Origin of the sequence: Granulicella sp. L56, assembly GCF_009765835.1 — a bacterium.
In the GTDB taxonomy this organism is placed as follows: Bacteria; Acidobacteriota; Terriglobia; order Terriglobales; family Acidobacteriaceae; genus Edaphobacter.
Genome location: NZ_LMUS01000006.1, coordinates 141,191 through 163,120, shown reverse-complemented (window position 1 = coordinate 163,120; position 21,930 = coordinate 141,191). Strand labels below are relative to the sequence as shown.

At 54.1% G+C, this 21,930-nt stretch carries 18 protein-coding genes and 1 tRNA gene; 11 read left to right on the top strand and 8 right to left on the bottom strand.

Features of this window, described 5'->3' with window-relative positions; translation table 11 throughout:
* The first annotated feature begins 134 nt into the window (after nt 1-134).
* Both GSQ81_RS08515 and GSQ81_RS08510 read left to right on the top strand, forming a co-directional pair.
* Nucleotides 135-791: an SOS response-associated peptidase gene (locus tag GSQ81_RS08515; RefSeq protein ID WP_158910355.1), complete on the top strand. Its 657-nt coding sequence runs from the start codon at nt 135-137 to the stop codon at nt 789-791.
* A gap of 26 nt (nt 792-817) precedes the next feature.
* Nucleotides 818-1,933, top strand: a complete 1,116-nt coding sequence (locus GSQ81_RS08510; protein ID WP_158910354.1) for a restriction endonuclease — start codon at nt 818-820, stop codon at nt 1,931-1,933.
* A 194-nt stretch (nt 1,934-2,127) separates the two neighbouring features.
* On the opposite strand, the gene GSQ81_RS08505 is transcribed toward GSQ81_RS08510, so the two are convergent.
* A complete protein-coding gene (locus GSQ81_RS08505; RefSeq protein WP_158910353.1) occupies nt 2,128-2,316 on the bottom strand; it encodes a helix-turn-helix domain-containing protein in 189 nt (62 codons plus the stop codon).
* A gap of 299 nt (nt 2,317-2,615) precedes the next feature.
* Here GSQ81_RS08505 and GSQ81_RS08500 point away from each other — a divergent pair, with 299 nt between their 5' ends.
* The 6 genes from GSQ81_RS08500 to GSQ81_RS08475 all read left to right on the top strand — a co-directional run bounded on the left by GSQ81_RS08500 (nt 2,616) and on the right by GSQ81_RS08475 (nt 9,461).
* The gene (locus tag GSQ81_RS08500; protein WP_158910352.1) at nt 2,616-2,801 is read left to right on the top strand and encodes a hypothetical protein; all 186 of its coding nucleotides are present in this window, start codon (nt 2,616-2,618) and stop codon (nt 2,799-2,801) included.
* A gap of 391 nt (nt 2,802-3,192) precedes the next feature.
* On the top strand, nt 3,193-4,077 hold the full coding sequence (locus GSQ81_RS08495; RefSeq protein ID WP_158912129.1) for an ArdC family protein: 885 nt from the start codon (nt 3,193-3,195) through the stop codon (nt 4,075-4,077).
* Nucleotides 4,077-4,490 (top strand): hypothetical protein, encoded by a 414-nt coding sequence (locus GSQ81_RS08490; protein WP_158910351.1) that lies wholly within the window; start codon nt 4,077-4,079, stop codon nt 4,488-4,490. The genes GSQ81_RS08495 and GSQ81_RS08490 overlap by 1 nt, the downstream gene beginning before the upstream one ends.
* Before the next feature lie 82 nt (nt 4,491-4,572).
* Nucleotides 4,573-6,162: a ParB/RepB/Spo0J family partition protein gene (locus GSQ81_RS08485; RefSeq protein ID WP_158910350.1), complete on the top strand. Its 1,590-nt coding sequence runs from the start codon at nt 4,573-4,575 to the stop codon at nt 6,160-6,162.
* A 412-nt stretch (nt 6,163-6,574) separates the two neighbouring features.
* On the top strand, nt 6,575-7,810 hold the full coding sequence (locus tag GSQ81_RS08480; protein WP_216846404.1) for a hypothetical protein: 1,236 nt from the start codon (nt 6,575-6,577) through the stop codon (nt 7,808-7,810).
* Between the two features lie 112 nt (nt 7,811-7,922).
* On the top strand, nt 7,923-9,461 hold the full coding sequence (locus tag GSQ81_RS08475; RefSeq protein WP_158910349.1) for an MFS transporter: 1,539 nt from the start codon (nt 7,923-7,925) through the stop codon (nt 9,459-9,461).
* A 191-nt stretch (nt 9,462-9,652) separates the two neighbouring features.
* Here GSQ81_RS08475 and GSQ81_RS08470 read toward each other — a convergent pair whose 3' ends face one another.
* A complete protein-coding gene (locus GSQ81_RS08470; protein ID WP_158910347.1) occupies nt 9,653-10,588 on the bottom strand; it encodes a LysR family transcriptional regulator in 936 nt (311 codons plus the stop codon).
* Nucleotides 10,589-10,893: 305 nt separating this feature from the next.
* Here GSQ81_RS08470 and GSQ81_RS08465 point away from each other — a divergent pair, with 305 nt between their 5' ends.
* Both GSQ81_RS08465 and GSQ81_RS08460 read left to right on the top strand, forming a co-directional pair.
* Nucleotides 10,894-11,142: a helix-turn-helix domain-containing protein gene (locus GSQ81_RS08465; protein ID WP_158910346.1), complete on the top strand. Its 249-nt coding sequence runs from the start codon at nt 10,894-10,896 to the stop codon at nt 11,140-11,142.
* A complete protein-coding gene (locus GSQ81_RS08460; RefSeq protein ID WP_158910345.1) occupies nt 11,139-12,398 on the top strand; it encodes a site-specific integrase in 1,260 nt (419 codons plus the stop codon). Before GSQ81_RS08465 ends, GSQ81_RS08460 begins: the two co-directional genes overlap by 4 nt.
* Nucleotides 12,399-12,420: 22 nt before the next feature.
* On the opposite strand, the gene GSQ81_RS08455 is transcribed toward GSQ81_RS08460, so the two are convergent.
* The 5 genes from GSQ81_RS08455 to GSQ81_RS08435 form a co-directional block, all read right to left on the bottom strand.
* Nucleotides 12,421-12,497, bottom strand: a tRNA-Asp gene (locus tag GSQ81_RS08455).
* A gap of 446 nt (nt 12,498-12,943) precedes the next feature.
* Nucleotides 12,944-13,261, bottom strand: coding sequence for a hypothetical protein (locus GSQ81_RS08450; protein ID WP_158910344.1), 318 nt, complete (start codon nt 13,259-13,261; stop codon nt 12,944-12,946).
* A gap of 228 nt (nt 13,262-13,489) precedes the next feature.
* Nucleotides 13,490-13,888, bottom strand: coding sequence for a hypothetical protein (locus tag GSQ81_RS08445; protein ID WP_158910343.1), 399 nt, complete (start codon nt 13,886-13,888; stop codon nt 13,490-13,492).
* A gap of 511 nt (nt 13,889-14,399) precedes the next feature.
* Complete coding sequence (locus tag GSQ81_RS08440; RefSeq protein ID WP_158910342.1) at nt 14,400-14,612, bottom strand: sulfatase-like hydrolase/transferase; 213 nt, start codon at nt 14,610-14,612, stop codon at nt 14,400-14,402.
* Between the two features lie 164 nt (nt 14,613-14,776).
* Entirely contained in the window at nt 14,777-15,508 is a 732-nt protein-coding gene (locus GSQ81_RS08435; RefSeq protein WP_158910341.1) for a hypothetical protein, read from the bottom strand.
* A 262-nt stretch (nt 15,509-15,770) separates the two neighbouring features.
* On the opposite strand from GSQ81_RS08435, the gene GSQ81_RS20260 reads away from it, so the two are divergent.
* Nucleotides 15,771-16,949 carry a site-specific integrase gene (locus GSQ81_RS20260; RefSeq protein WP_216846403.1) on the top strand — a complete coding sequence of 393 codons (1,179 nt, stop codon included), beginning with the start codon at nt 15,771-15,773 and terminating at the stop codon, nt 16,947-16,949.
* A gap of 575 nt (nt 16,950-17,524) precedes the next feature.
* On the opposite strand, the gene GSQ81_RS08425 is transcribed toward GSQ81_RS20260, so the two are convergent.
* Nucleotides 17,525-21,109 carry a TonB-dependent receptor gene (locus GSQ81_RS08425; RefSeq protein WP_158910338.1) on the bottom strand — a complete coding sequence of 1,195 codons (3,585 nt, stop codon included), beginning with the start codon at nt 21,107-21,109 and terminating at the stop codon, nt 17,525-17,527.
* Nucleotides 21,110-21,930: the final 821 nt, after the last annotated feature.

The window sequence follows — 21,930 nt, the reverse complement described above, 5'->3', positions numbered from 1 at the left end:
TCGCCTTATGTTCGCCTATGCGTACCGGGGTCTGTCAATAGCACTTGACCTGTTACTTGTGCAGGAAACTTCTAAGCTATTGCAGCGATATGAGTTAGTTTTATTAGGACTCTCGATCGGAATACACTAGGTTGATGTGTGGCCGCTACCGTCGCAAATCCGACAAGCAACGCATCGCGGATGCCTTCGATGTCAGCGCGAGTCTCGAAGAACTCGACCTTGCACCAGAGGACGACATTGCGCCCGGCTCCGTGCAGCCGGTCGTCTCCATCAGTCCCAAAGGCGAACGCCGGATCGAACTCATGCGCTGGGGGTTCAAGCTGCCCAGCCGTCTGCTATTCAATACCCGCTCCGAAAACGTCATGACATCGAAATTCTGGAAAGAACGCTTCGAGCAGCGCCGGTGCATAGTCCCTGCCTCTGCTTTCATTGAATGGCAGCAAGTATCAAAGGGCCAAAAGAAACCGAAATACGAGATCAGCGTGCCAGGACGAGACATCATCGGCTTCGCAGGTCTTTGGGCGCCATGGAAGAACCCGAAGACAGAACAATGGGAAGATACGTTTTCAGTCTTCACCACCGATCCAAACGCCAAGATGCAGCCCATCCATGATCGCCAGCCGGTCATCCTTGAGCCTCGTGATTACGAAGAATGGCTCACGCCCACAGAGCGACCACCAGTGCATCTGCTCCGAGTGCTTCCGGCCGAGGAGACCGAACTGCATCTTGTCAGTCCTGTTTCCATCGAGCCGCCATGCGATGTTCCAGCCCAAGGGGGCCTGTTCGGCTAAATCTCTGCGATACTGGGTCTCCCCAAATGAACGATCAGAACGTGTCTCTACAACAATTCGTTGATGCCTACCGAACCCACAAAATTCCGCCACCTCATTTTCTTTTAATCGGTGCTGATGAAGCTCGTCGTTTGGACGTGGCCGAAGAGTTCGCACAGCACGTAGGCGTCAGGTTCACCAAAGTCGATGCTGCGAGGATTGCTGCACAGGGCGACCTCACCCTCGCCCTAACGGCAGGCGGCGTCGTATACATAAGCAACATTCAATCGCTGAAGAAGCCATTCGTCGAAAAGCTTGAACACGACCTGCCTCACGGTGAATATGAAGTTGTCATCGGCTTAGGTCCATCCGCTCGAAACCACAAGATGGATATATCTACGACGACTCTGATTGGTTCGTGCCAAAGCAAATACGAATGTCCCGCCCCGTTGCTGCGCGTTATCGAAAACGTCTTCGCGGTTGAGCCAGCCACGACCGAGGGCCTTATCGAGCTGCTTGAGGAGACAGCGTGGAAGGACCAGATTGCCCTCGACCGCGATGCGTCTGAGCTTGTGGTCAGCATTAGCGGCGGTCGCACCGACACAATGCTTTACCAATTTCGGCGGCTATGTGGCGTCATCGATCAAATCAAAACCACCAACCGCCCCCAGATAACAAAAGAGGAAATGCTGATTGCTTTCGCCCGTCTGCGTATTAAGGCCCCGAGTGCCACGAGACCAAGCGCCATTTCCAGCATCCATGCTTTATCCGGTCAGGAATTCGAACACGTCATCAAGGAGCTGCTCACTGTAATGGGCTTCCAGGCCGAAATGACGGCCACAACAGGAGACGGCGGCATTGATCTCATCGCCACACTCGACAAACCGTTCATCGGTGGCCGGTATCTCTTTCAGTGCAAAAGATACAGCGACGGGAACATGGTGGGGGCTTCGGAGGTCAGGGACTTCTACGGGGCGGTTATGGCCGATAGAGCCATCAAAGGGATATTCATCACCACATCAGACTTCACTAATCAGGCCAAAGAGTTCGCAACACAGTCGGGGCTTGAACTAATCAACATGCCGAAGTTGATTCAACTTTTAGAGGAATGCGGCCTGATGAAGTACGATCTGGCATCAGGATCAAAGGCGAATGATCGATAACGAGATATAGCCATGGCGCGAAAGGCCGCACCGAAGAATGACCAAACGGATGTGCTGATGAAGAGCGCACGCCGATGTGCATTGTGTTTCTATCTGGTGGGCGACTTGACTGAAAGCGCGGCCAGCTTGCTCACATCGATCAAGATCATTCCAACAGCACAGAGGTTAGAGGAGCGTTCTAACAGATGGAAGGCTTAGGGTAAAGAATCGAAGAGATCTTTAGTGCGCACGGATAGCGCGCCAGCCAGTTTAACGATGTTTTCCAGAGCAACGTTGCGCTCACCTCGCTCCACACCACCCACGTAGTTGCGGTGCAGACCGGCCCGCTCCGCCAACTCTTCTTGAGAATAGCCGCGCTCTTCGCGCAATGCGCGGATGGCCATTCCAAAGAGAGATTTAGTCGAAGGCTTGGGCACTTCACAATGCTTCGTCCTTGACCACTATGAGTCTACACACGATGAGTGTGATAATCTCCAAAAATCGAGGCCGCATAGAAGAAGCCAAGATTTCCCAGGTACGGTCGATCTTGGTTTGGGCAAGTTGAGGCAGAACAGTGGTTCGACCCGCATTGCGATCCTGAACTTAGAACGCGCGGTCTTCTCCCATTGACCTACCAGGTCAATAAAGTGGAACCAGAAAGGAACTCAAAATGATGGTCTGTAAAGAATTCGTAGGGAAAGTCGTGAGTAACTTCACCATCTATGAGGACACGATCGACGGCCCGGAAATCTGCATCGAGTTTTCCGATGGCACCGTGTTCTCTTCCTGTTTGAAAACTTCCACCGCACTGGAAGCCAAGGTGACGCGCAACGAAGGTGGGCATCCCCGTCTTCTCAAGGATTACTCCACGCTCTCTGTGTCTCGCTAAAACATCGCGCTGAGTTGCGGGAGGGTCTCCTCCCGCGCTGCGACCGCTTTGCGTTCTCCGCTTCCCACCTCTGCGGCCTGTTCCTGCCGCAACGCGACCCTGAAAAATCATGTGTGCTGACGCGCACGCATAAGGAAGACAAGCCTCGCTAAGGGGCGCTGCCCCGATCGCGCGGCGCAAGGAGCTTCCCCAATCTTCCGCGCTTCGCTTGTGCAGACCTCCGCTGCGCTCCGTCCTTTCCGCTCCAGCTAAAGCCTCCGCTCCAAGGATGGGGAGACCCCTCCCCGTTGCGCCTTGCTACCCCCGCCTTCGCCAGGAGGCGTTCGGCATGTACATGCCGCGTTTCAACGCGGACGTGCAAAAGCAAAAGCCGACCAAAGGAGCAGACGCCATGAGCAACACAGCCACCACCAGCAACAACAACCAGCCCAAGACGGCGAAAGAAGTAGTCGCCGCCAACGTTCAGAGCCTCATCGAGCAGCTAGAGGCAGGACACAGCGATGCACTCACGGCTTATCTGAACGCGATGAGCCGCTTTCACAACTACAGCCTCGGCAACATTCTCGAAATCGCACGACAGCGCCCGGACGCGATGAGAGTAGCCGGGTTCTGGAAGTGGAAGGAGCTTGGCCGCAGCGTCAAGAAGGGCGAGAAGGGCATCCGCATCCTTGCTCCCATCATCGGCGTTCGCCGCAAGAAAGACGAGGAAGCTAACAAGGACATTACCAAACAGAACACGGCGGTATTGGTGGGGTTCCGTTCCGCCTATGTCTTCGATGTTTCGCAGACCGAAGGCGCGGAACTTCCCGAGTTGCGGGAGATCAGCGGCGACGTGGGCGAGAACCGGGATAAGCTGATTGCCTTTATCGAGCAGCAGGGCATCGAGCTTGTCTTTACCGAGCGCATCGCCCCGGCACTCGGCATGAGCTACGGCGGACGCATCGCCATCCTGCCCGGTCAGGCGAAGGCCGAAGAGTTCAGCACGCTTGTTCACGAGTTGGCGCATGAGATGTTGCACAAGGCCGAGCGGCGAACAGCAACGACGAAGACGGTACGCGAGACGGAGGCCGAAGCTATCGCCTTTGTCATCGGCAAAGCCGTAGGACTCGAAACCGGAACCGCATCCGCCGATTACATCCAGCTTTATCACGGCAACGCTTCACTGTTGGCCGAAAGTCTAGAAGTGATTCAGCAGACCTCCGCTGTCATCCTTGCCGCCTTGGAATCGTCCGCAACCGCGACGATGGCCGATGCAGAACTGGCGAAGGTGGCGTGATGCAGACCATCCTTCAAATCATCCAGAAGGCCGGAGGGTGGCACCCCGGCCTCTACCTCAAGATCGACAACCCGCCCTACATGGAGCTTGTCATCGAAGCGATGGACGAGTCCGGCCCGATGGGACTTCCTTCTATCTCCGTTTGTCACTATGGCGAACAGAACGGCGATGCTATGCGCGACCCGGAGATGTGCTTTGAGCTTGGCCTTGCCGGGGGAGCGCATCTCTCCGCGTTCTACTACCGCAACGATTATGCCGGTGTGGAGCAGTGGAGCCGGAATATCGTGCGCGGCAACTATGTCCACCTGATTGCTTTGCACGAGCAGCACCAGCGTTTCGCAAAGTCATGGGACAACAACCTGCGATTGCAGGGTTTCGCAGAGGCTTTTACGGACAAGTGCATTCGCGGCTAGTCCGCTCCACCTTGGAGCGGTGTGCCCGACGTGTGCCGCTCCGTGACCTTCACCCTCAACCGCTCGAAAGGAGCCTGTCATCATGGAAACCACCGTCATCAACGCCACCGAATACCGCAACGTGTCTCTTGCTCTGTTGAATGAGTCGAAGACCAACCCTCGACGCACCTTCGAGGAAACCGCTTTGAAGGAATTGGCGGAATCAATCCGTGCCCAGGGCGTTCTCTCTCCCTTGCTTGTCCGGCCTCTCACCGAGAACGGTTTCGAGATTGTCGCCGGAGCGCGGCGGTATCGCGCCGCGCAGATGGCCGAAGTTCCGACCGTGCCCGTTCGCATCGTCAATCTCTCCGATGCTCAGGCCGTCGAAATGTCCATCGTTGAAAACCTGCAACGGAAAGACGTTCACCCGCTCGAAGAAGCGCAGGGCTTCCGCGCCTTGCTGGACTTGGAGGAACCAAAGTACAGCATCGAGCAGATCGCCGCGAAGGTGGGCAAGAGTGCCGTCTTCGTGGCTTCGAGGTTGAAATTGACTGACCTCGTTCCGGCAGCGGTTGATGCGTTCTATGCCGATGAGATCGGCGTAGGACACGCGGTTTTACTGTCGAAGCTACCGGCTGACCAACAGGAACCCGCTCTCAAGGCATGTTTCAAGGAGGTATACAACAATGGAGCATCGAAGCCAGCGCGTATCCTGCTGCCCGTTCGCAACCTGCAATTCTGGATTGACAGCAATATCCTGCTAGTCCTCAAAGATGCGCCGTTCAACAAGCGGGATGCCGAGCTTGTTCCCGCCGCTGGGAGGTGTGCCGACTGCCCCAAGCGTACAGGCCACAACAAACTGCTGTTCGGCGATGACCTCGGCAGGCAGGGCGACCGCTGCACCGACCCCGGATGCTACGGCGCTAAGGTATCGGCGCATGTTGCCAAAACCATCGCCGCGAAACCGGAGCTGGTACAGATCAGCACCGCCTACGGTGGACAGAAAGAAGGTAGCCCTGTATTGCCGCGCAACACGTACACCGCCATTCGGGACGACAAGCCGAAGTCGAAGGACGATGCGAAGCGGCCTGAGTACAAGGCGTGCAAGTTCACTACTGAGGCCATCATCACCGAAGGCTCAGATGTCGGCACCATCCATAAGGTGTGCGCGAACCCGTCCTGCCCTGTCCACCATCCGAAGCAGCAAACCAGCCGCAACGATGAGAAGTGGAAGGCGGAGCAGGAGAAGCAGCGGAAGGAGCAGGCCGTCGCCAATGCGACCGGCCTTCGCGTCCTCGCCGCCATCGGCACCGCCGTCCCGGTTCGCCTCATGAAACGTGACCTGCTGTTCATCCTTGAGAAGCTGGTCAGCCTCATGGACGAGAACCGCATGGAGATGCTGGCGCGGCAGTATGGCATCCGGCAGAAGCGCGACGACGGAGGCATTGCAAAGACGTTCAGTGCGTTCCTTCGCCGCGCCGATGAAGGCACGCTCTCCCGGCTGCTGGTAGAGTCGAGCATCCTTCTGGCGGCCTCGCGCGGCAACCCAGCGTCCATCCTCAAGGCTGCCGCCACCGTCTACAAAGTGGATACCGAAGCCATATCTGCCAAGGTGCGGAAGGAGTTCACTGCGAAGGAAAAGATAAAGAAGACGGCACAGCCCGCCGCGAACGCCGCAAAGAGAGTGGCATAGCTCTCCATTCATCGAGGGGCGGCGCTTCGCCGTCCCTCGTTTCTTGCGCCCAAATCGCGCAGGGAGAACCCGTGCTGGTTTCTCCCTGAACCCTCTGCCCGCCTGGGTCCGGCCTTCGCTCGCCGGCTGCGCGGCAGGAGTCAAGTTCCTCCTCCTGCACCTTTCCCTCAATTAAAGAGAACGGCTAGATTAAGCTGCCAAGAAAGACGTTGAAATAGCGCGGAACCGATTGAGTGCGTCTTGCAGAGCGACGGCAAAGAATTGGCAGCGCAGCTTGAAAACGCAGCCGATATCAAGTATTATCGATCTTGCCGAAAATAGAGTAGCGGGATGGTATCTCCCGCGGTCATCCCTCAGATGATCTCTTCACAGCCACGGCGCAACCTGACCAACAGTCGGGAATGCGCATAACGTGGCTGTTTTCGCGTTCACGGTGCATCCCGACGAGAAGGATGTGCGCGTGGCCATCTCGAAACAGAATATTCTCCTTAGCGCCCTGCTCTGGACTAGCACGGGTCTTTTCCTCATTGAGGCAGGCGTAGTGATTGCATCGCTCGCAAACATATGTGTGAACCGCGTCCTGAGATGTGCGCTGGATTTGGCGGTCGTTGCACGACGAGTGAAAAGCATCGGGCGTCGACCTGTCGCAACCATTACGTTTCTTGTGGTGATCGCTACGACGGGTTTCGCTAGCGCATCGGATACGACAAGCACTTCGGATCAGGCGAAACCTGATGACAATTTGCCCTTCTTGCTTTTAGTCGATAACCGCGCTACCTTCGCCTATCAATCCACCGCAACACAACCAGGCGTCACCAACAAGACGGCCAAGCAGATTTTCGAGTTTTCTCATGTTGATATCTGGCGCTACGGCACGAATCTTGTCATCGTCGATTTGCTGAAATCAGATCATGCGGACCCGGCAGCTCCTTGTCTTTCGCCGACTGGTCCAACGACAGGCTGTTCGGGCGCTGCGGAAATCTATGGTTTCTTCCGAAGCACTTTGGGCTTCAATGAAATCCTTGGCACAACAACATTCTCCAAGAGACCATTGCGTGACGTCTCGCTCCTAATCGGTGGTGATGTGCAAAGGGAAGATCGTTATTCGAGCGCTTACAAACATGATGTTGTCGCTGGACTGCAGTTCGCATTCGACTTGCCCTACAAAGGCTTCCTAAATGTCAGTCCTCTCTACTACAAGGAAGCAAATCACAACGCTTACGCGCAATGCGATGTCGGTGGCATTCGGGGTGTGACTTGTCTCGCTGATGGCGATATCGCGTACACAGGCACCTGGGCAGTTGAGACTTCGTACTACATGGACCTCGATTTTCTGCCAGCGAAAATGCAATATTTTGGTGTTCGCGGCCGCGCCAATTTCTATGGTCCGAAAGGCGGAGAGAATTCACCTCTGCCTAACAACCCGACAAAAACTGAGATCGATAGCGAGCCGGTCCGTCTGATTTTCGATTCCGGTAAGGCGTTCTGGGGCCCGAAGCGCACACATAGGCTCGACGTGTGGGTCGCGTATCGATATTGGAAAAACAAGTATGGCTTCGACCACAATGCCAGCCCGGTCTGCATGGGCCTGGGCGCGGGATCCTGCGTGGAGAAGTCGTTTTATCCAGGCATCACCGTTAAGTTCTAGATCGACCCAAGGACCAGGAACGAGGCCCTTCGATCAATCTGGGAGCCTCCACTGGTTACAACCGCGTTTGTGCAGACCATGCACCTTATAACCGTTACACCTCAGGTGAATCATGCTTAGCAACAATAAATGGCTCGTGCTGGTCATCGTTTCGACCGCTCTCTTTCTCATCAGCATTGACATGACTGTGCTGTATATCGCTTTACCGCGGCTGACCCACGATCTTGCCGCCGACAGCAGTCAAAAACTTTGGATCGTCGACACATTTCCGCTTGTCATGGCGGGTCTGCTTCCAACTATGGGTGTGCTTGGCGACCGGATTGGGCATCGCCGAGTCTTTCTCTGGGGGCTGACTGCTTTTGCCTCTGCTTCTCTGATTGCGGCTTACGCCCCTTCTTCGAGCGTCCTAATCGCGGCGCGGGCCTTTCTTGGTGTGGGCGCATCCATGATGATGCCAGCGACGCTTTCTCTTCTGCGGCTGACATTTACTACCGACAGAGAACGCGGGCAAGCAATCGGTATCTGGGCTGCTGTCTTTTCAGGCGGTGTTGCAATCGGCCCGCTGATCGGTGGAGCTTTACTCAGCCATTTCTGGTGGGGTTCGGTCTTCCTGATTAACGTGCCCGTGGTCGTAATGGCACTTATCTTTACTCCATTCGTAGTGCCCGCTGGAAAGGGGAACCCAGATCGGCGGCTCGACCTTCTAAACTCACTACTCGCCATGGTCGCAATGGTTAGCCTGGTCTATGCGCTGATGGAGGTCGCAAGACCGGGAGCAAAATTGCTCGGAGCCACTTTCGCGGGTGTCATCGGCATGACGGTTATGGTCATCTTCGTGAGGCGGCAGAACCGTTCCCCAACCCCGATGATTGACTTCTCGCTATTCGGCAACGGATGCTTCACAGCCGGTGTATTGACAGCGATGACCGGAACCTTGGCTGGTGCAGGCGTACAGCTTGCGCTCACGCAGCGGTTACAGCTTGTAAGCGGGTATTCGGCGTTTCATGCGGCCCTGTTCATGCTGCCAATCTCGATCTCGGCATTTGTCGCAGGTTCCCTCAATGGGTTCGTGCTCCACAAGCTCGGCGTCGGTCGGGCACTCTGGACAAGTCTCATCGTGTCTGCGGTCGGCCTGATCGGCTACGCTGTCTTCCGTAACAGCAGCGCTGTCGAGCAAGTCGCAAGCTTTGTCATCTTGGGATTTGGCGTAGGTGTAGGTTCAGCGATGGCCTCAACCGCCATCATGATCAACGCTCCAGAAGATAAAGCCGGCATGGCCGGCGCCATCGAAGGCGTCGCCTACGAACTCGGCGGTGTGCTTGGCATTACCATCCTCGGTAGCATTCTGTCTTTTACCTATACGAAGGCTCTCGTACTGCCGCAGGGAGTCCCCGCCCCAGCGCTTGCCAGGGACAGCCTCGATCAGGCACTGCTGCTCGCCCAACACTTGTCTGGTGATGCAGCGATGAAATTGATTGCTCAGGCTAAGACGGCGTTCGACATTGCCTTCGTAACCGTCTTTGTCGCTGGCACCGCGATCATGCTGCTGATGGCCGCAGTGATCGCCCGAATCATCAGCCGGGCGAAAACACCTGATCCTTCTCCCGCTGAGGTTGAACTGAGGTTCGGTCATGACAGAGAATACAAATAAGCAAGGGATGACGTTGATTCACTTCCACGTATGCGTCCACTGCGGCAGCGTATTTCGCCGGGAAGAATTTGAAGGGCGGCCACATACAACGGGAATTTATCTCTGCCCGAAGTGCGGAATCGAGGGGCCACTGAATATTGAAATCCGCGAAATAGACACATCCGAAGCTGAACCACGAGCCGATCAATGATTCAGCCTGTGAGTGGCAGCCTGCCCTGTGTCCTTTGACCGATGCCGCCAAATTTCTTGCCTGCGGCTTTGACAAACTCATTTACAAGCCGAGACTTGCTATCCACATGTACCGCGAGGCTCGTGATGAGACGAAGACGATCTTCCGTTAGAGGGCGCATGGTAAGGCCATCGCGGGCGATTCTCCAGGCGGCAACTCGTGAAAGGAATGCCAACCCGCCATGCTCACGAACCAGCTCCGATGCCTCCTCGGGGCTCGTGAAATGGTAAACATCGGAAGGATGCACCCCTCTATCTGAAGCTACGGAATGAATCGCGTCGTAGAGATGAACGTTTGCGTGTTGCCCAAGAATGATCCAGTTGCGGGTTTTCATCTGCTCCAGACGAATTTCACGATGCCCGGCAAGATCATCATCCATCGTCATAACGATGTAGTAGGGATTGTTCGTGATGTTCATCACGCTCAGCTTCGGCTTTGGGGGAATGCCGGTTATCAGGGCAAGATCAAGTGTCCCCACCATCACCTGCTGCGCAAGTTCGTGTGAAAAATTGCTCCACAGCTTAATTTTGAGATCCGGAAAGAGCGGAAGCCGGATGGATAGGAGTGCCGAGACCAAGAACGGATCGGTATAGGACGACTTGCCGATGTTCAGAACATCGAGAGGTCCATCCAGGACTGCTCGCGCAGACAAGATGGACCTTTCGGCGTGAACGATGACTTCTTTCGCCTCGGCTATAAACACCCGGCCCGCGTCGGTTAACTCTGCCGCTTGATGATTATGCCGAAAGACCTGAAAACCGATCTCGCGCTCCAATTTCAGAATCTGCTTGCTGAGCGCGGACTGGCTCATATTCAGCCTGTCCGCAGCCCGTGAGAAGTGCAATTCCTCCGCAAGCACGATAGCGGCTTGCAGCAATCGAATCTCCGGTAAGACCATGCCTATCCTCCAGGCCGTGGATTCTGGGAAGGACAGCAAACACTTCAATACGGATAAAATCATCCGCTCAATGCAGGTAATTGTAATCCTCAATCGCGTCCATTGGCAGCGAGATGAGAGCGCGCAAGAGGCACCGTCATTCCAAAAAGGAATGACGGTCGCTCAAAATTTCATTGGACGCGAGGCGTAGAGCCAAACATGATGACTCTGAGTTGCAACGCTAAACAAGCGACCGGGATGGGAGCTGTGGTTCAACCCCAAACCGGGCGTGAGGGAAGCAAAGTTGCGGCTTCGGAGTCGAACCTATGGAACATCATCTTCTGGATGCTCAGGAGGCCGCTCAGATTCTTCGGATGGACAAGCGGACGCTGGTTCGTTGGGCGCGTATCGGCTACGTTCCCGCGCACCCGCTAGGCGAGGGAAAACGGAAGCTGTGGCGGTTTCGTGAGCACGAACTATTGGCGTGGGTCGAGGCAAGAGAAACAGAGAAAAAACGGCCACCGGCGAGTACCATAAATATAGCCATCAGCGCTCATGCAAGGAGAACAGCATGAGCCGTTTCCAACAAGGAAGTCTTTTGAAACAGAAGCGCAAAAGCGGGCCGGACGTATGGGTGTTTCGCTGGTATGACGACACCAACGGTACACGCAAGTACAAAAAGCGCGTTCTCGGCAAAGTGACAGATATGCCACTACGCCGGGATGCGGAAAAGGCCGTGGCCGACTTTCGCGCCAACATCAACGTCGAGGTAAGAGTCCCACAAACGGTCTCCGAACTCGCAGCCCACTATCGGAAACACGAACTGACAGCCGATAAAAAAGCCTTCGCAACGATTGAGTCAACGTCGATCTATCTATCGAATCACGTTGTTCCCAAATGGGGTAATGCTTCGTTATCGGATGTTCGTACCGTGGAAGTCGAGCAGTGGTTACACTCTCTGCCTTACGCTCCAGCAACACGAAGCAAGATCCGCAACATTATGTCGGCGTTGTTCAATCATGGCATCCGGCATGAATGGATACATCGGAATCCTATCACCAAAGTCCGGGCCTCTGCCAAACGGCTACGGGAACCGGACGTGCTCTCGCCCGCTGAGTTGTCGGCGTTGATTGCGGAGCTGCCGCTCCGTGAAAAGGCGATGGTGATGGTGGCGGGCAGCACAGGACTACGGCGCTCCGAACTCATCGCGCTGACATGGAGAGATATCGACCCGCTGTTGATTCAGGTCAATGTCCTTCGCTCCTGTGTTCGGAATCACTTCGGAGACACGAAAACCGAAGCCAGCCGTAGGCCGGTCCCGTTGCATTCATCCGTGGTCGAATGCCTGAATGAGTGGCGTAAGGAGTCCAAGCATAACGGCGATGACGACTTCCTCTTTCCATCAAATCGGAAAGAGGGGAAACAGCCGATTACGCCCGACATGGTGCTCAAGAAAGTCATCCGTCCGGCTCTGCTGCGGGCGAAGATCATCGGCAAGGTGATCGGATGGCACAGCTTCCGGCACTCTCTGGCAACCAACCTGAGAGCGTCTGGTGCGGACCTGAAGACAGCCCAGGAACTCCTGCGTCACGCAAACTCTCGGATCACGCTCGACATCTACACGCGAGCAATCTCCGAGACGAAACGGGATGCCAACAACAAAGTGATGGAGATGGTGATTGAAGCCGGAAAGGCAAGAATTTCAGCACCCTCGCCAGCACCCTCGCAACGGGAACCGTTGATGCTGGAAGGCAGCAAAAAAGGTGCCGGAATCTCTCAGCACCCTTCAGCACCCTCGCGGGGAATAACTAAGATTGTCACTGTGCCATAAACCATTTATTTTCTTAGGTTTATGGCGGGGACGACGGGGCTCGAACCCGCGACCTCTGCCGTGACAGGGCAGCGCTCTAACCAACTGAGCTACGTCCCCACGAGTCTTTTCAGACACTTGGATATACGTCACATAGAATCAGAGAGTTCGCAGCTTTCGGTCTGTTTGCTCTGTTCTACCGCTTCATTGCTTTGAGCCTACTTTTTGACCATTTTGGATACCAACTGGCCGTCAAAAGCTCCAACGCAACGATATAAATGAGTTTATCAGATGAAGGCTAGTTTTGGTGTCCATCTTCTCCTCTTCTCGGTCAGAAATGTGAACCTACATCAAGCATCGACCTTTGAGGAGATCAGGCAATGACACAAACGGCTCTCGATCAGGCCGTGCGCAATAAGCTACTGTGCGATTTATGGCTGTTAGATATGGTGAAGAGTGTTAAGTAAAAGCCCAATTACCCATGCGGGTGTGGCGTACTCGATGGCGTTGTAAGTTTGGTGCAGAGGTTGAGGCATGGGTAAAAAACATGCTGCCCGCAATCAGCGCTAAAGCAGCAGAAGGACTAACACTGCTCCAATCGCGTTTGCTCCACAGAGGATGAGCCAGATAGTGTTCTCCCATCGTTGCACGCCGGCACGCTTAATATTGCCACTCGCCAACTGTGTTTCCCATCCGAACTGCTTCGCCATTTGAGAAGCTGCTTCAATTCTGAGAATGTAGCTGGCCAGTTTGAAGACTTTATGCCTCAAAACACGGGTCTGAAGAAAAAAGCAAAACGAAAGCCACAAGGGGACGAAAAAGCCAATATATGAGAGGTTCGCTTGTGGTGAGACTGCCTTTGGCCGTGAAAGCAGCCATGCCATATGGCTCCCGATGACAAAATTGCATAGCGAAGATAATCGCCTATGTCCTTAATTACCAACTCAATTTCTCGACGCAGAGCACCATATTCGGCCAGGAGAAATGCTTCTGCGCTGATTTGACATGGAGGCGATTCCTCCGAATCAGTACGATGGAGTTCTTTGGCGGGATCGTTCATCGATGGCATTCACGTCTCCTTTATTGGACCGCTCTAAATAGAAAGATCGTTATCACAGAGACTGAAAATCGGGGTCCGTGCCCGGTCTAAATCCCCTACGCTGGTAGCCTTCCTTCAGTAGCTTCCGATTGAACCTTGAGAACGTCTCTATAACGTCGTCCTTGGTGCCAAGAAACTCATCGCCCCGACTTGTCTCCAGACGGTATTTGATCTCTCCACTTATCTGCCGCTGTCGTTCGGGCACTCCCGTGCAGTACTTGTCCCATAGTGCCTCACCGGTCGCGACATCAAGTGCAATATCCAGGGAGCGGATGACTTCAAGAAGCTCTTCCAGTCGTCGGAAGTCCAGGTTGAGCCCTGGTACGCCGAGGGTGGAGGGGAGTTCATGCGCCAGGTAATTGACGGACGCATGGGCAATATTGGCAGCATCCGTGATGACGTTTCCGAACATTCTCGGAAGGCCTGCATTGACCCTGAGAGAGTGGGCAACTGCGCACAAGGACGAATTCATCACCGCCGCCAAGAGTACAAAGTAACGCGAACAAGGGTAAGAATCGCCGAGTCATCGGCAGGCTCTCTGTCGTAGTGGAGAGCCTGCCCTGGCGCTGGACTACTCGGGGTGCCGTGGAGCATCGTTTCGCGACACTCGATATCAGGAGATGTATTTGGGGCAGGGGAACTCGACAGATGCTTAGTCGATGCTCGCGTCTTTTTACGTATCTACTCCCAAGGAAGAACTCCGGTATGATCGGCCCATTCCTGCCATTGGGACGCCATGCGATTGAGGCGTTCCGGGTCTTTCGCAGCCAGGTCATTCAGTTCAGTGCGATCTGAGACTAAATTGTAAAGTGACCATGACCCCTTAAAGCGAGAAATAATTTTCCAGTCCCCGTCACGGAATGCGCGATTTCCAGAGTGTTCCCAAAAGAGCTTTCTTGACGACTGTCTCTTTCGGCCAAGCACTAAGGGCCATAAATCTTCCCCAGCCAAGGGAACGGCTGGCTGGCTTTTAAAATTTCAGGATATGTTCCTCCAGCTAGCCGAAGCAACGTCGGATGAAGATCCATCACATGTGCCGGTGTGTGCTCCAGAGCATTTTCCCGCGAGACATATTTGGGGGACCATGCGATCAGCGGCGTAGCGATTCCTCCTTCATCGGTGTAGTGCTTGAACATCTGAATGGGTGTATCCGAAAGATTAGCCCACGGAGTTCGATAACTCGTAAAGGACTTCGGGCCTCCGGGTTGAGAGTCTTCTGGATTTTCCTGAGCACCTTTGCCTATTTTCTCTTCGGCAGATGCCCGTTATCCGAAAGAAAGAGAACGATGGTATTTTCGAGTTAATGGTTTTTCTCTAATGACTGATTGCATCCGACCTTGGTTCGGAGCTGGGGATTGACTTGGATATCCATACCGGGCGTGTAGCCCTCAAGTCGAAAGGTTGCTAGTACGCTGTTTTCTTCCAGAATGCCCGGCGGCATGATTAGCAGATCGTGCACGCTCACGCCACGCAGAAGAACCGAGAATTGAGGATTGAAGTGGTAAGGCCAAGCACCAACGATGTGCAACGTTCGATGTCGATCCTTGCGTGCTAGGTCGTTCAAGATGCCAAGCGAACGATTTAGGCTCTCCATGATCTCCCCTGGTGGCATAGACGGCGAGATATTGTATGGCTGAATCTTTTCAATGGCATTTTGCAAGTCTTGCGGCAAGTATGAAAGCCTGCGTTTTGCTTGTTTCTGGAATTCTATTAGATCGGCGCAGATAGGAAATTCTAACTTTTGCTCATCTGGAGGCGGATTCTTGCCAGTCGCATAGATAACCGCTTGGTAAATGCAAGTATCTAGGGCGGATCGGAGCTGGTATAGATGCTCACCAAGAAGCAAAGAAAACTCATCCGGGATTGCTCCGACGCCGACTACTTCAATCCTTCCGTGTCCAGTGCGCGCACCGAACTTAACCCGAATTCCAAAAAAGTGTTCGGCAGGAATCCCATTCCAAATATGGGCGAGAGATCTGCCATGTTCGATGGCCCTATCTAGCCGTAGTCGACTGACCGCAAATGGCTTCATCGAAGGCAAGCATAGCAGCTTCACTGAGACAAGTACGTTACTGTCGAGCTTTTAAGTGTGTCCCCATAATTCTCCCCATAACCGAAGAAAATCCCCTCATCACTAAGGAGCTAACTCATTGATATTATTGGTGGACGCGGTAGGGATCGAACCTACGACCAGTCGATTAAGAGTCGGAAAATGGGGGTATTGCAGGGGGTTGCAATACGCTGCACAGGAATGAAATAAGTCCATTTATGTCAATGAGTTGTATACTTATTCTATGGCGCAGACAGTTGCAGTGAATCGCAGCAAATACGAAGACAAACAGCCACTAAAACAGCCACCAAACACTTCTGATGGACAGCCGTCGAAACGTGGCAGACAGGCTCCGAAGCCCCTTCGTGGCGTCTTCGAGCACCCCCCTGATAGCGGCATTTGGTGGGTCAACTACTACGTTGACGGAAAACGTCACCGCGAGAAAGTAGGAACCCGCAAAGCGGCTTCCGACCTCTACAGCAAGCGCAAGAACGACGCGCGAATGGGCGTTAAGCTCCCCGACTCGCTCAAGGCCAAGAGAGCTGTCTTATTTGAGGAGCTTGCCAAGGACGCGATGGAGTACAGCAAGGCCCACAAAAAGAGCCACCGTGGGGACATCTCGAATCTGAGCAGTTTGCTCCCCGTATTTGGCAAGATGAAGGCCGAAGAGATCACCCCTCAGACCATCTCGGCATACTTCAGCACACGAACTGATCTCAAGCCAGCGAGCATCAACAGATATCGCTCCACCATGTCGATGATCTTCGCGGAGGGTATACGGAACGGAAAAGTGACCGCGAACCCTGCTCGACTGGTTCGCCTTCGAAAAGAGAACAATGCCCGCCTTAGATTTATCACGTTTGAAGAGGAGGCGCAGATTCGGAGCATCATCCGAAGGCGTTGCCCAGTCCACGAACCCGACTTTACGGTCGCGGTAGAGACGGGCATGCGGCTTTCTGAGCAGCACTCCTTAGAATGGCCCGATGTGCATTTGAATCGCCAACAAATTCAGCTTGTCGCTACGAAGAACGGATCGAGCCGCGTGGTAATCTTGAGCAAAGAGGCGGTTGAGGCATTAAGGGTATGCCAAGCCAGACGAGTGCCGCACACGCCAAGAGTTTTCCTGACTCGGTACGGTGAGCCAATGGAGAACCCAAGGGCATGGTTCCGTCTAGTCATGGAAGATGCCATAAAGCAGAACAAACAACTTGTTGACGTGACTTGGCATGTCTTCCGCCACACATACATCTCTCGCCTGGTGATGGCTGGGGTAGACATCAGAACCGTTCAGGAATTGGCCGGTCACAAAGACATCAGCATGACGACTCGTTACGCCCACCTGTCACCAGATCACAAGCTGAGTGCGGTGGCCAAGTTGAGTTCTTTCCGTGAACAGAGCCAGGCAAGATCTCAAAGCGTTTAGAAAAATGCGGGATTCTCATGGGCAAAGTGGAAAGGTGAAATCCAAAATTCTATTGATCATTCAATGCTTGTCTTTCAACGGTGGCCAATGCTATCTGATTTTTCGAACTTGAAGCTCCCGAGCCATACGTGATTCGATCTTTTGACGGCTATTGTTGCTTCGTCAGTAGACATCTGCAGCCTAACTTCCTGGATCTCTCAACCGAGTGTGACGTCGATGGCACCGCCACCGTGCTACTAAAGTCCGTTTGCAGAAAACCGGCAGGCAAAAACGCATTCACACGCAAATTGTGAATGACGCTTCGGATACCGCGCCGGGCACTTTTGCAAGACAAAAGATTTGAAAATTGGGAATACGGCATTGAGCTTCTTTTAGGGTTGGGCTCTCGCCGCTACGCCGTGCATCTCAGACCTAAAAAAGATCTTGCGCGACCCTGTCCTCGGCAGATGAGGAGACCACTGCTCCCGTCGCAAAATCTAACCAATGATCGACGGCCGCTCACCGGTTTTACTCGGGAGTTCTATGGCCGATCCGAGATCAGCTCGAATCGGCCATCAAGACAGCGAGTTATCTGTTTAGAAAGAAACTTTCACCGCAAACTGAAGTTGTCTTCCCGTACTGTCTACCGTGCTTGTGATTTGACCGAAGGTAGTGGCCCCTGCTGTTGAATTCGGCGCATTGAAGATCGTGTTGTTCCACAGCTTGAAAGCTTCAGCCCGGAACTCCACATTGCCGCCTTCGCCAAAAGACTTCACGGGGAAGTTTTTGGACAGTGTCGCATCCCAGCGATTCTGGAAGGGTGCTCTGAAGACACCGATTTCAGGCTTTCCAATCATTCGTCCGCCACTAGCACCAATGGGATAGGTGCCTGACCCAGGCGTACCCTGAGGCGTCGTAGAACCGATCGTGGTATTCGCGAGGAGGGGCTGTACTGTTGCCGCAGCAAAGTTCAAATACTGAATTGCACCCGTTGAGGCGTTGTAATTGCTCTGTGGCGATCCTGGCTGCCGCAACGCTCCGGTAACAAGACCATATCCGGATGTTCCCGTGAGAGAAGTCGAGCCAATGGTCTGGATGACCGTTCCCGGAAGTCCATCCTGATAGGTGGTAATTCCTGAAAGAGACCAGTGGCCCAGGGCGGCGTCAAGCACATGATGGCTTCGAAACCCGGGAAGGTCCCAGACGTAGGTTACTACGAGACGGTTGGGAACATCCTGCTCCGAAGTTCCCTTGTTCAATCCGAGGAGGAACTGGTTTCCAACCGATCCTCCACCGAATGTCCCGGGGCCATTGCTGTTTCCTGCGGGGAAGTTATCTATGCTCTTGGAATGGGTGTAAGCCGTTTTGATCAGGAAACCGCGGCTCAGTTGATGGGTGACAGTCACAAGAAGGGCGTTGTAAGACGAGAACGCTTCGTTGATGAGGGTGGCGTAGCTCGTTGACAGGATTCCGGCGATGGGTACGCGCGACTCACGATTTGCTGAGGTATTGGTCGTGAGTCCGAAGCGCCCCGGAGAAGTAGCGTTTATAAAGAGAGCATTGTTGGGGTTCTGTCCTGCAGACTGACGAACACCGTTAGTCTCGAGATAACCAACCGCTAAAGTCCAGTCGCGTGCGAAGGCATACTGGGCAGTGAGGTTGAAGTTTTCTGAGTACGGCATCCTATTGTTGCGTTGGACGCTATACACCGATGGCGAGATCCCAGCGACCAAGCCGGTGCCTGGGTCTGTGAGGTACTGGGGAGCGCCTGAGGCTGTTACCCCGATCTGCGTCTTGAACGTGGGGAAGATTGGGAAAGCGGAGGGCAACGGCAAGGTTGGAGTGGGATTCCCTAGGCCGGTTACCGTTCCGGTATTGGTGCCACCGATACCGGTTACTGTTCCGACCTGGTAGTTGGACTGCGTTGCGTTTTGATTGAAGGGTATGTTGTTGACGAGTTGAGACTGTTCGTCGTCGGCCGACTGGTAATAGAGTCCGAACCCGCCATGCACGGCTAGTTTACCGTTCCCAAACACGTCATAGGCAAAGCCGACACGCGGGGAGAAGTTGCCATTGTTCTCCCCGAGAGTCGTGGCAGAGACGCCGTTCTTTCCTGCAAGCAAAAAGCCTTGTTGCAGGCCTGCGCCGCCGGACTCCAGTGTAGCCGTAGATAGCAAGGAGGGATCAAAGTTTGCCAGGAAGTTATGCGTCTCTGTCGGGTTCCCGAGATGGTCGTAACGAACACCCAGATTCAAGGTCAGGCGTCGCGTGAAACGATAGTCGTCTTGTAAGAAAGCACCAAGATCGGTCGCCCGGATGTGATAGTTCTGTTCGCCGCTGGTGCCCGTGGTCTGGTAAGGGGCGCCAATCAGGAAGTCTCGGAAGGCAGTATCCTGCTTGGTATTGGTTGGCTTGCCGTATAGGATGTCCGCAAAGTATGGCTGGAATTGAATCGTACCGCCCGCGTTGGTCTGGGGGGATTCATTGAACTGCTCCCAGATGGATTCGAAGCCGAATCGCAGGGTGTTTTTGTTCAAGTCCAAGGAAGCAGTGTCGCGGAAATTGATTGCCGCTGTGTGCTGACGACGGCCGATGTTACCTCCGTAGCCGAACACGCCCAGCGAGGTGTCACTGAAGCTGAAGGCCGGCAGCAGGTTGTAGTAGCTGGAGTTGAAGCGTGTCATGCCCACATCTGAAAGCTCGACACCCCGACCGTAAGCTTCGATGTCACGCTTCTCCCAGTTGAATCCGTAGACGGCTTCATTCACGAGCTTGCTGCTGAAAGTATGCGTATCGATGATGGACAGATTCTTGTTGGCAAGCGGGTAATCGTATGCTTGTCCGGGGCTGCCGCCCAGGCCGGAAGGGTTGATGAAGATACCGTCGTTGTAGAAGTATGCGACAGCCAGATGATTGTCGTGACCGGCGATGGTGAAGTCATGATCAAGGCGTGAGCTCACCTGATTCGTATTAAGAATCACTGCGCCGGAAGCTGCGTAGGAACCGTAAGTGCCTAACGTGCCGGTGCCGCTAGGCAAAAGCGGTCTGCCTAGAGGGCCCGGCGCGTTGATCAGCTTTAGAGCGACCGGATCAATTGCGCCCACAGGAACGCCGAACGCTGCCGCGAGGCTGGCAGCATCGCGCGTTGCGGGCAAGACAGGAAGGTTGCCCGTAGACAGACCAGTGGAGCCGTTCTTTTGGCGCGTACCTTCATAGTTCACGAAGAAGAAAGTCTTATGTAGCAATGGCACTGGGCCGCCGAAGGATCCGCCAAACTGGTTCTGAAGCATTACAGGGGGCGTGTTTTTCTGGTTTTTGATGAGTTGCTGGGCCTTGAGAAAATAATCATTTGCGTTGAGAACCGTGTTTCGAAAGAAGTCATAGACCGTGCCGTGGTAATTACTCGTGCCAGAGCGCGTAACCAAATTGATGCTGCCGCCCGAGCCATAAGCCGAGGTCGCATCGTAAAGACTGGTCTGGGTGCGGAACTCCTGAACTGCATCGGGAGAGGGAATCGGAATCGACCCGGCCGAGAGGGTGTGGAACTCCACGCTCGTGGATTCAATGCCGTTCAGCTTGTAGTCATTGGCTGTTGCACGCTGACCGGCGACGTAAACAGCATTGCCGCCTTGCGCGATGGTCGAAGCGGGGGAGTCAAAGTTTTCGTAGACGCCTGCATCTGTTGCTGCAAGATCGAATACGTTACGCGAAGGCAGTGGCAGCGCGGTGATCACGCGCGTTCCGACTACCTCTCCTAGCGTTGCATTCGTTGTGTTGACCTGCTGTGCTCCTCCGCTCACGGTGACCTGCTCAGTCACCGAACCTACTTGGAGCTTGATGTTGAGAACCGTATTTTCCGTAACGCGGACGGAAAGGTTGGTCGCGGTGTAACGACTAAAGCCTGAAGTTTCTATCGTCACTTCATAGCCCGATGCCGGCGGCAATACGGGGAATACATATGTTCCCTCAGAGTTGCTGGTTGCTGTTTTCTCCAAACGCAAAGAATGATTTGTCAGTTTGACTTCGGCGTGTGTGACGACCTTGCCGCTCGGATCAGTGACAAGGCCCTGAATCGCGCCTGTTGATGCAGTAACTTGAGCAGGAAGGAGTGAGGGGAACAGCGCAACACCCAGAAAAAGAAGAAGAAAAGCAAAGGCACGTTTTCCGTGTAAATACCGCATTTTGAGGCTCTCCTAAAGGCGAGTTGGTCCGCGGAGAACCGACGCGCGAGTTAGCGGACCCTGTTGAAGACATGGCTTTAGACACAGCGCCATCTCTTTTCAGACAGGATGCAGATATGAAGTTGTAATGTGGGGAAGATGCCGCTTGAGCAACAAAAAACCCGCGCCTAGGTGGCTGACGGGTGTACTTCGCTTGACCTAATTTCCTAAGTGGTTAAGGCTAGCGCACGTTCACATCTCCGTCAGCGAGTGCTGAGGAGAGACAACAATATTGTCCGAAACGTGTCGTGGTGCTTGGCATAGGGGCAACTGTAACAAAGGCAAATTGAAACGTCAACACGTGATGTTCTACTTGCCGAACGATTAGCGGCTATCGGCTTCGGATATTTCTAGAGGGGCACTCTGTAGTCACGATATTGGGAAGAATGCATGCGTGATATCAGCTCGTTGTCGTGGGAATGGAGTTGCACTCCCTCTCAATCTCGGTTATCGTCACCTTACTGATGTCGCGAGTCGATCAAGTCCGTCGTTGTTGTTGCCTGTAGCTCTTCCGTCCCGAAGATGCTTTGGCCGTCACGTCTGTACTTGGACTAAGCCGATATATCTCTATCAAAAATGAGCGCAACGCTTTGATTCGGGAAACCGTTTCGTCAAGCTCTGCTTCGCTAGAAATGCCTTCTTTACCCGCAATCGGGAACCGCAGGTATTTAGCAAGTAGGAATGGCACGAATCCTTTTCGCCGCTTTGAAGCGACAGATGCAGAGCTGAGTGGTAACGAAATGAGCAAGAACGCCGTAGGCGGACTTCCGCTATTCCGGATC

Excerpts from the sequence above, each read along its gene's own strand:
- GSQ81_RS08465 (WP_158910346.1), top strand. The coding sequence starts at position 10,894 with ATGGAACATCATCTTCTGGATGCTCAGGAGGCCGCTCAGATTCTTCGG.
- GSQ81_RS08505 (WP_158910353.1), bottom strand. The coding sequence starts at position 2,316 with ATGGCCATCCGCGCATTGCGCGAAGAGCGCGGCTATTCTCAAGAAGAG.
- GSQ81_RS08425 (WP_158910338.1), bottom strand. The coding sequence starts at position 21,109 with ATGCGGTATTTACACGGAAAACGTGCCTTTGCTTTTCTTCTTCTTTTT.
- GSQ81_RS08510 (WP_158910354.1), top strand. The coding sequence starts at position 818 with ATGAACGATCAGAACGTGTCTCTACAACAATTCGTTGATGCCTACCGA.
- GSQ81_RS08470 (WP_158910347.1), bottom strand. The coding sequence starts at position 10,588 with ATGGTCTTACCGGAGATTCGATTGCTGCAAGCCGCTATCGTGCTTGCG.
- GSQ81_RS08460 (WP_158910345.1), top strand. The coding sequence starts at position 11,139 with ATGAGCCGTTTCCAACAAGGAAGTCTTTTGAAACAGAAGCGCAAAAGC.
- GSQ81_RS08490 (WP_158910351.1), top strand. The coding sequence starts at position 4,077 with ATGCAGACCATCCTTCAAATCATCCAGAAGGCCGGAGGGTGGCACCCC.
- GSQ81_RS08475 (WP_158910349.1), top strand. The coding sequence starts at position 7,923 with ATGCTTAGCAACAATAAATGGCTCGTGCTGGTCATCGTTTCGACCGCT.
- GSQ81_RS08485 (WP_158910350.1), top strand. The coding sequence starts at position 4,573 with ATGGAAACCACCGTCATCAACGCCACCGAATACCGCAACGTGTCTCTT.
- GSQ81_RS08515 (WP_158910355.1), top strand. The coding sequence starts at position 135 with ATGTGTGGCCGCTACCGTCGCAAATCCGACAAGCAACGCATCGCGGAT.
- GSQ81_RS08440 (WP_158910342.1), bottom strand. The coding sequence starts at position 14,612 with ATGTTCAAGCACTACACCGATGAAGGAGGAATCGCTACGCCGCTGATC.
- GSQ81_RS08495 (WP_158912129.1), top strand. The coding sequence starts at position 3,193 with ATGAGCAACACAGCCACCACCAGCAACAACAACCAGCCCAAGACGGCG.
- GSQ81_RS08435 (WP_158910341.1), bottom strand. The coding sequence starts at position 15,508 with ATGAAGCCATTTGCGGTCAGTCGACTACGGCTAGATAGGGCCATCGAA.
- GSQ81_RS08445 (WP_158910343.1), bottom strand. The coding sequence starts at position 13,888 with ATGTTCGGAAACGTCATCACGGATGCTGCCAATATTGCCCATGCGTCC.
- GSQ81_RS20260 (WP_216846403.1), top strand. The coding sequence starts at position 15,771 with ATGGCGCAGACAGTTGCAGTGAATCGCAGCAAATACGAAGACAAACAG.
- GSQ81_RS08450 (WP_158910344.1), bottom strand. The coding sequence starts at position 13,261 with ATGGCATGGCTGCTTTCACGGCCAAAGGCAGTCTCACCACAAGCGAAC.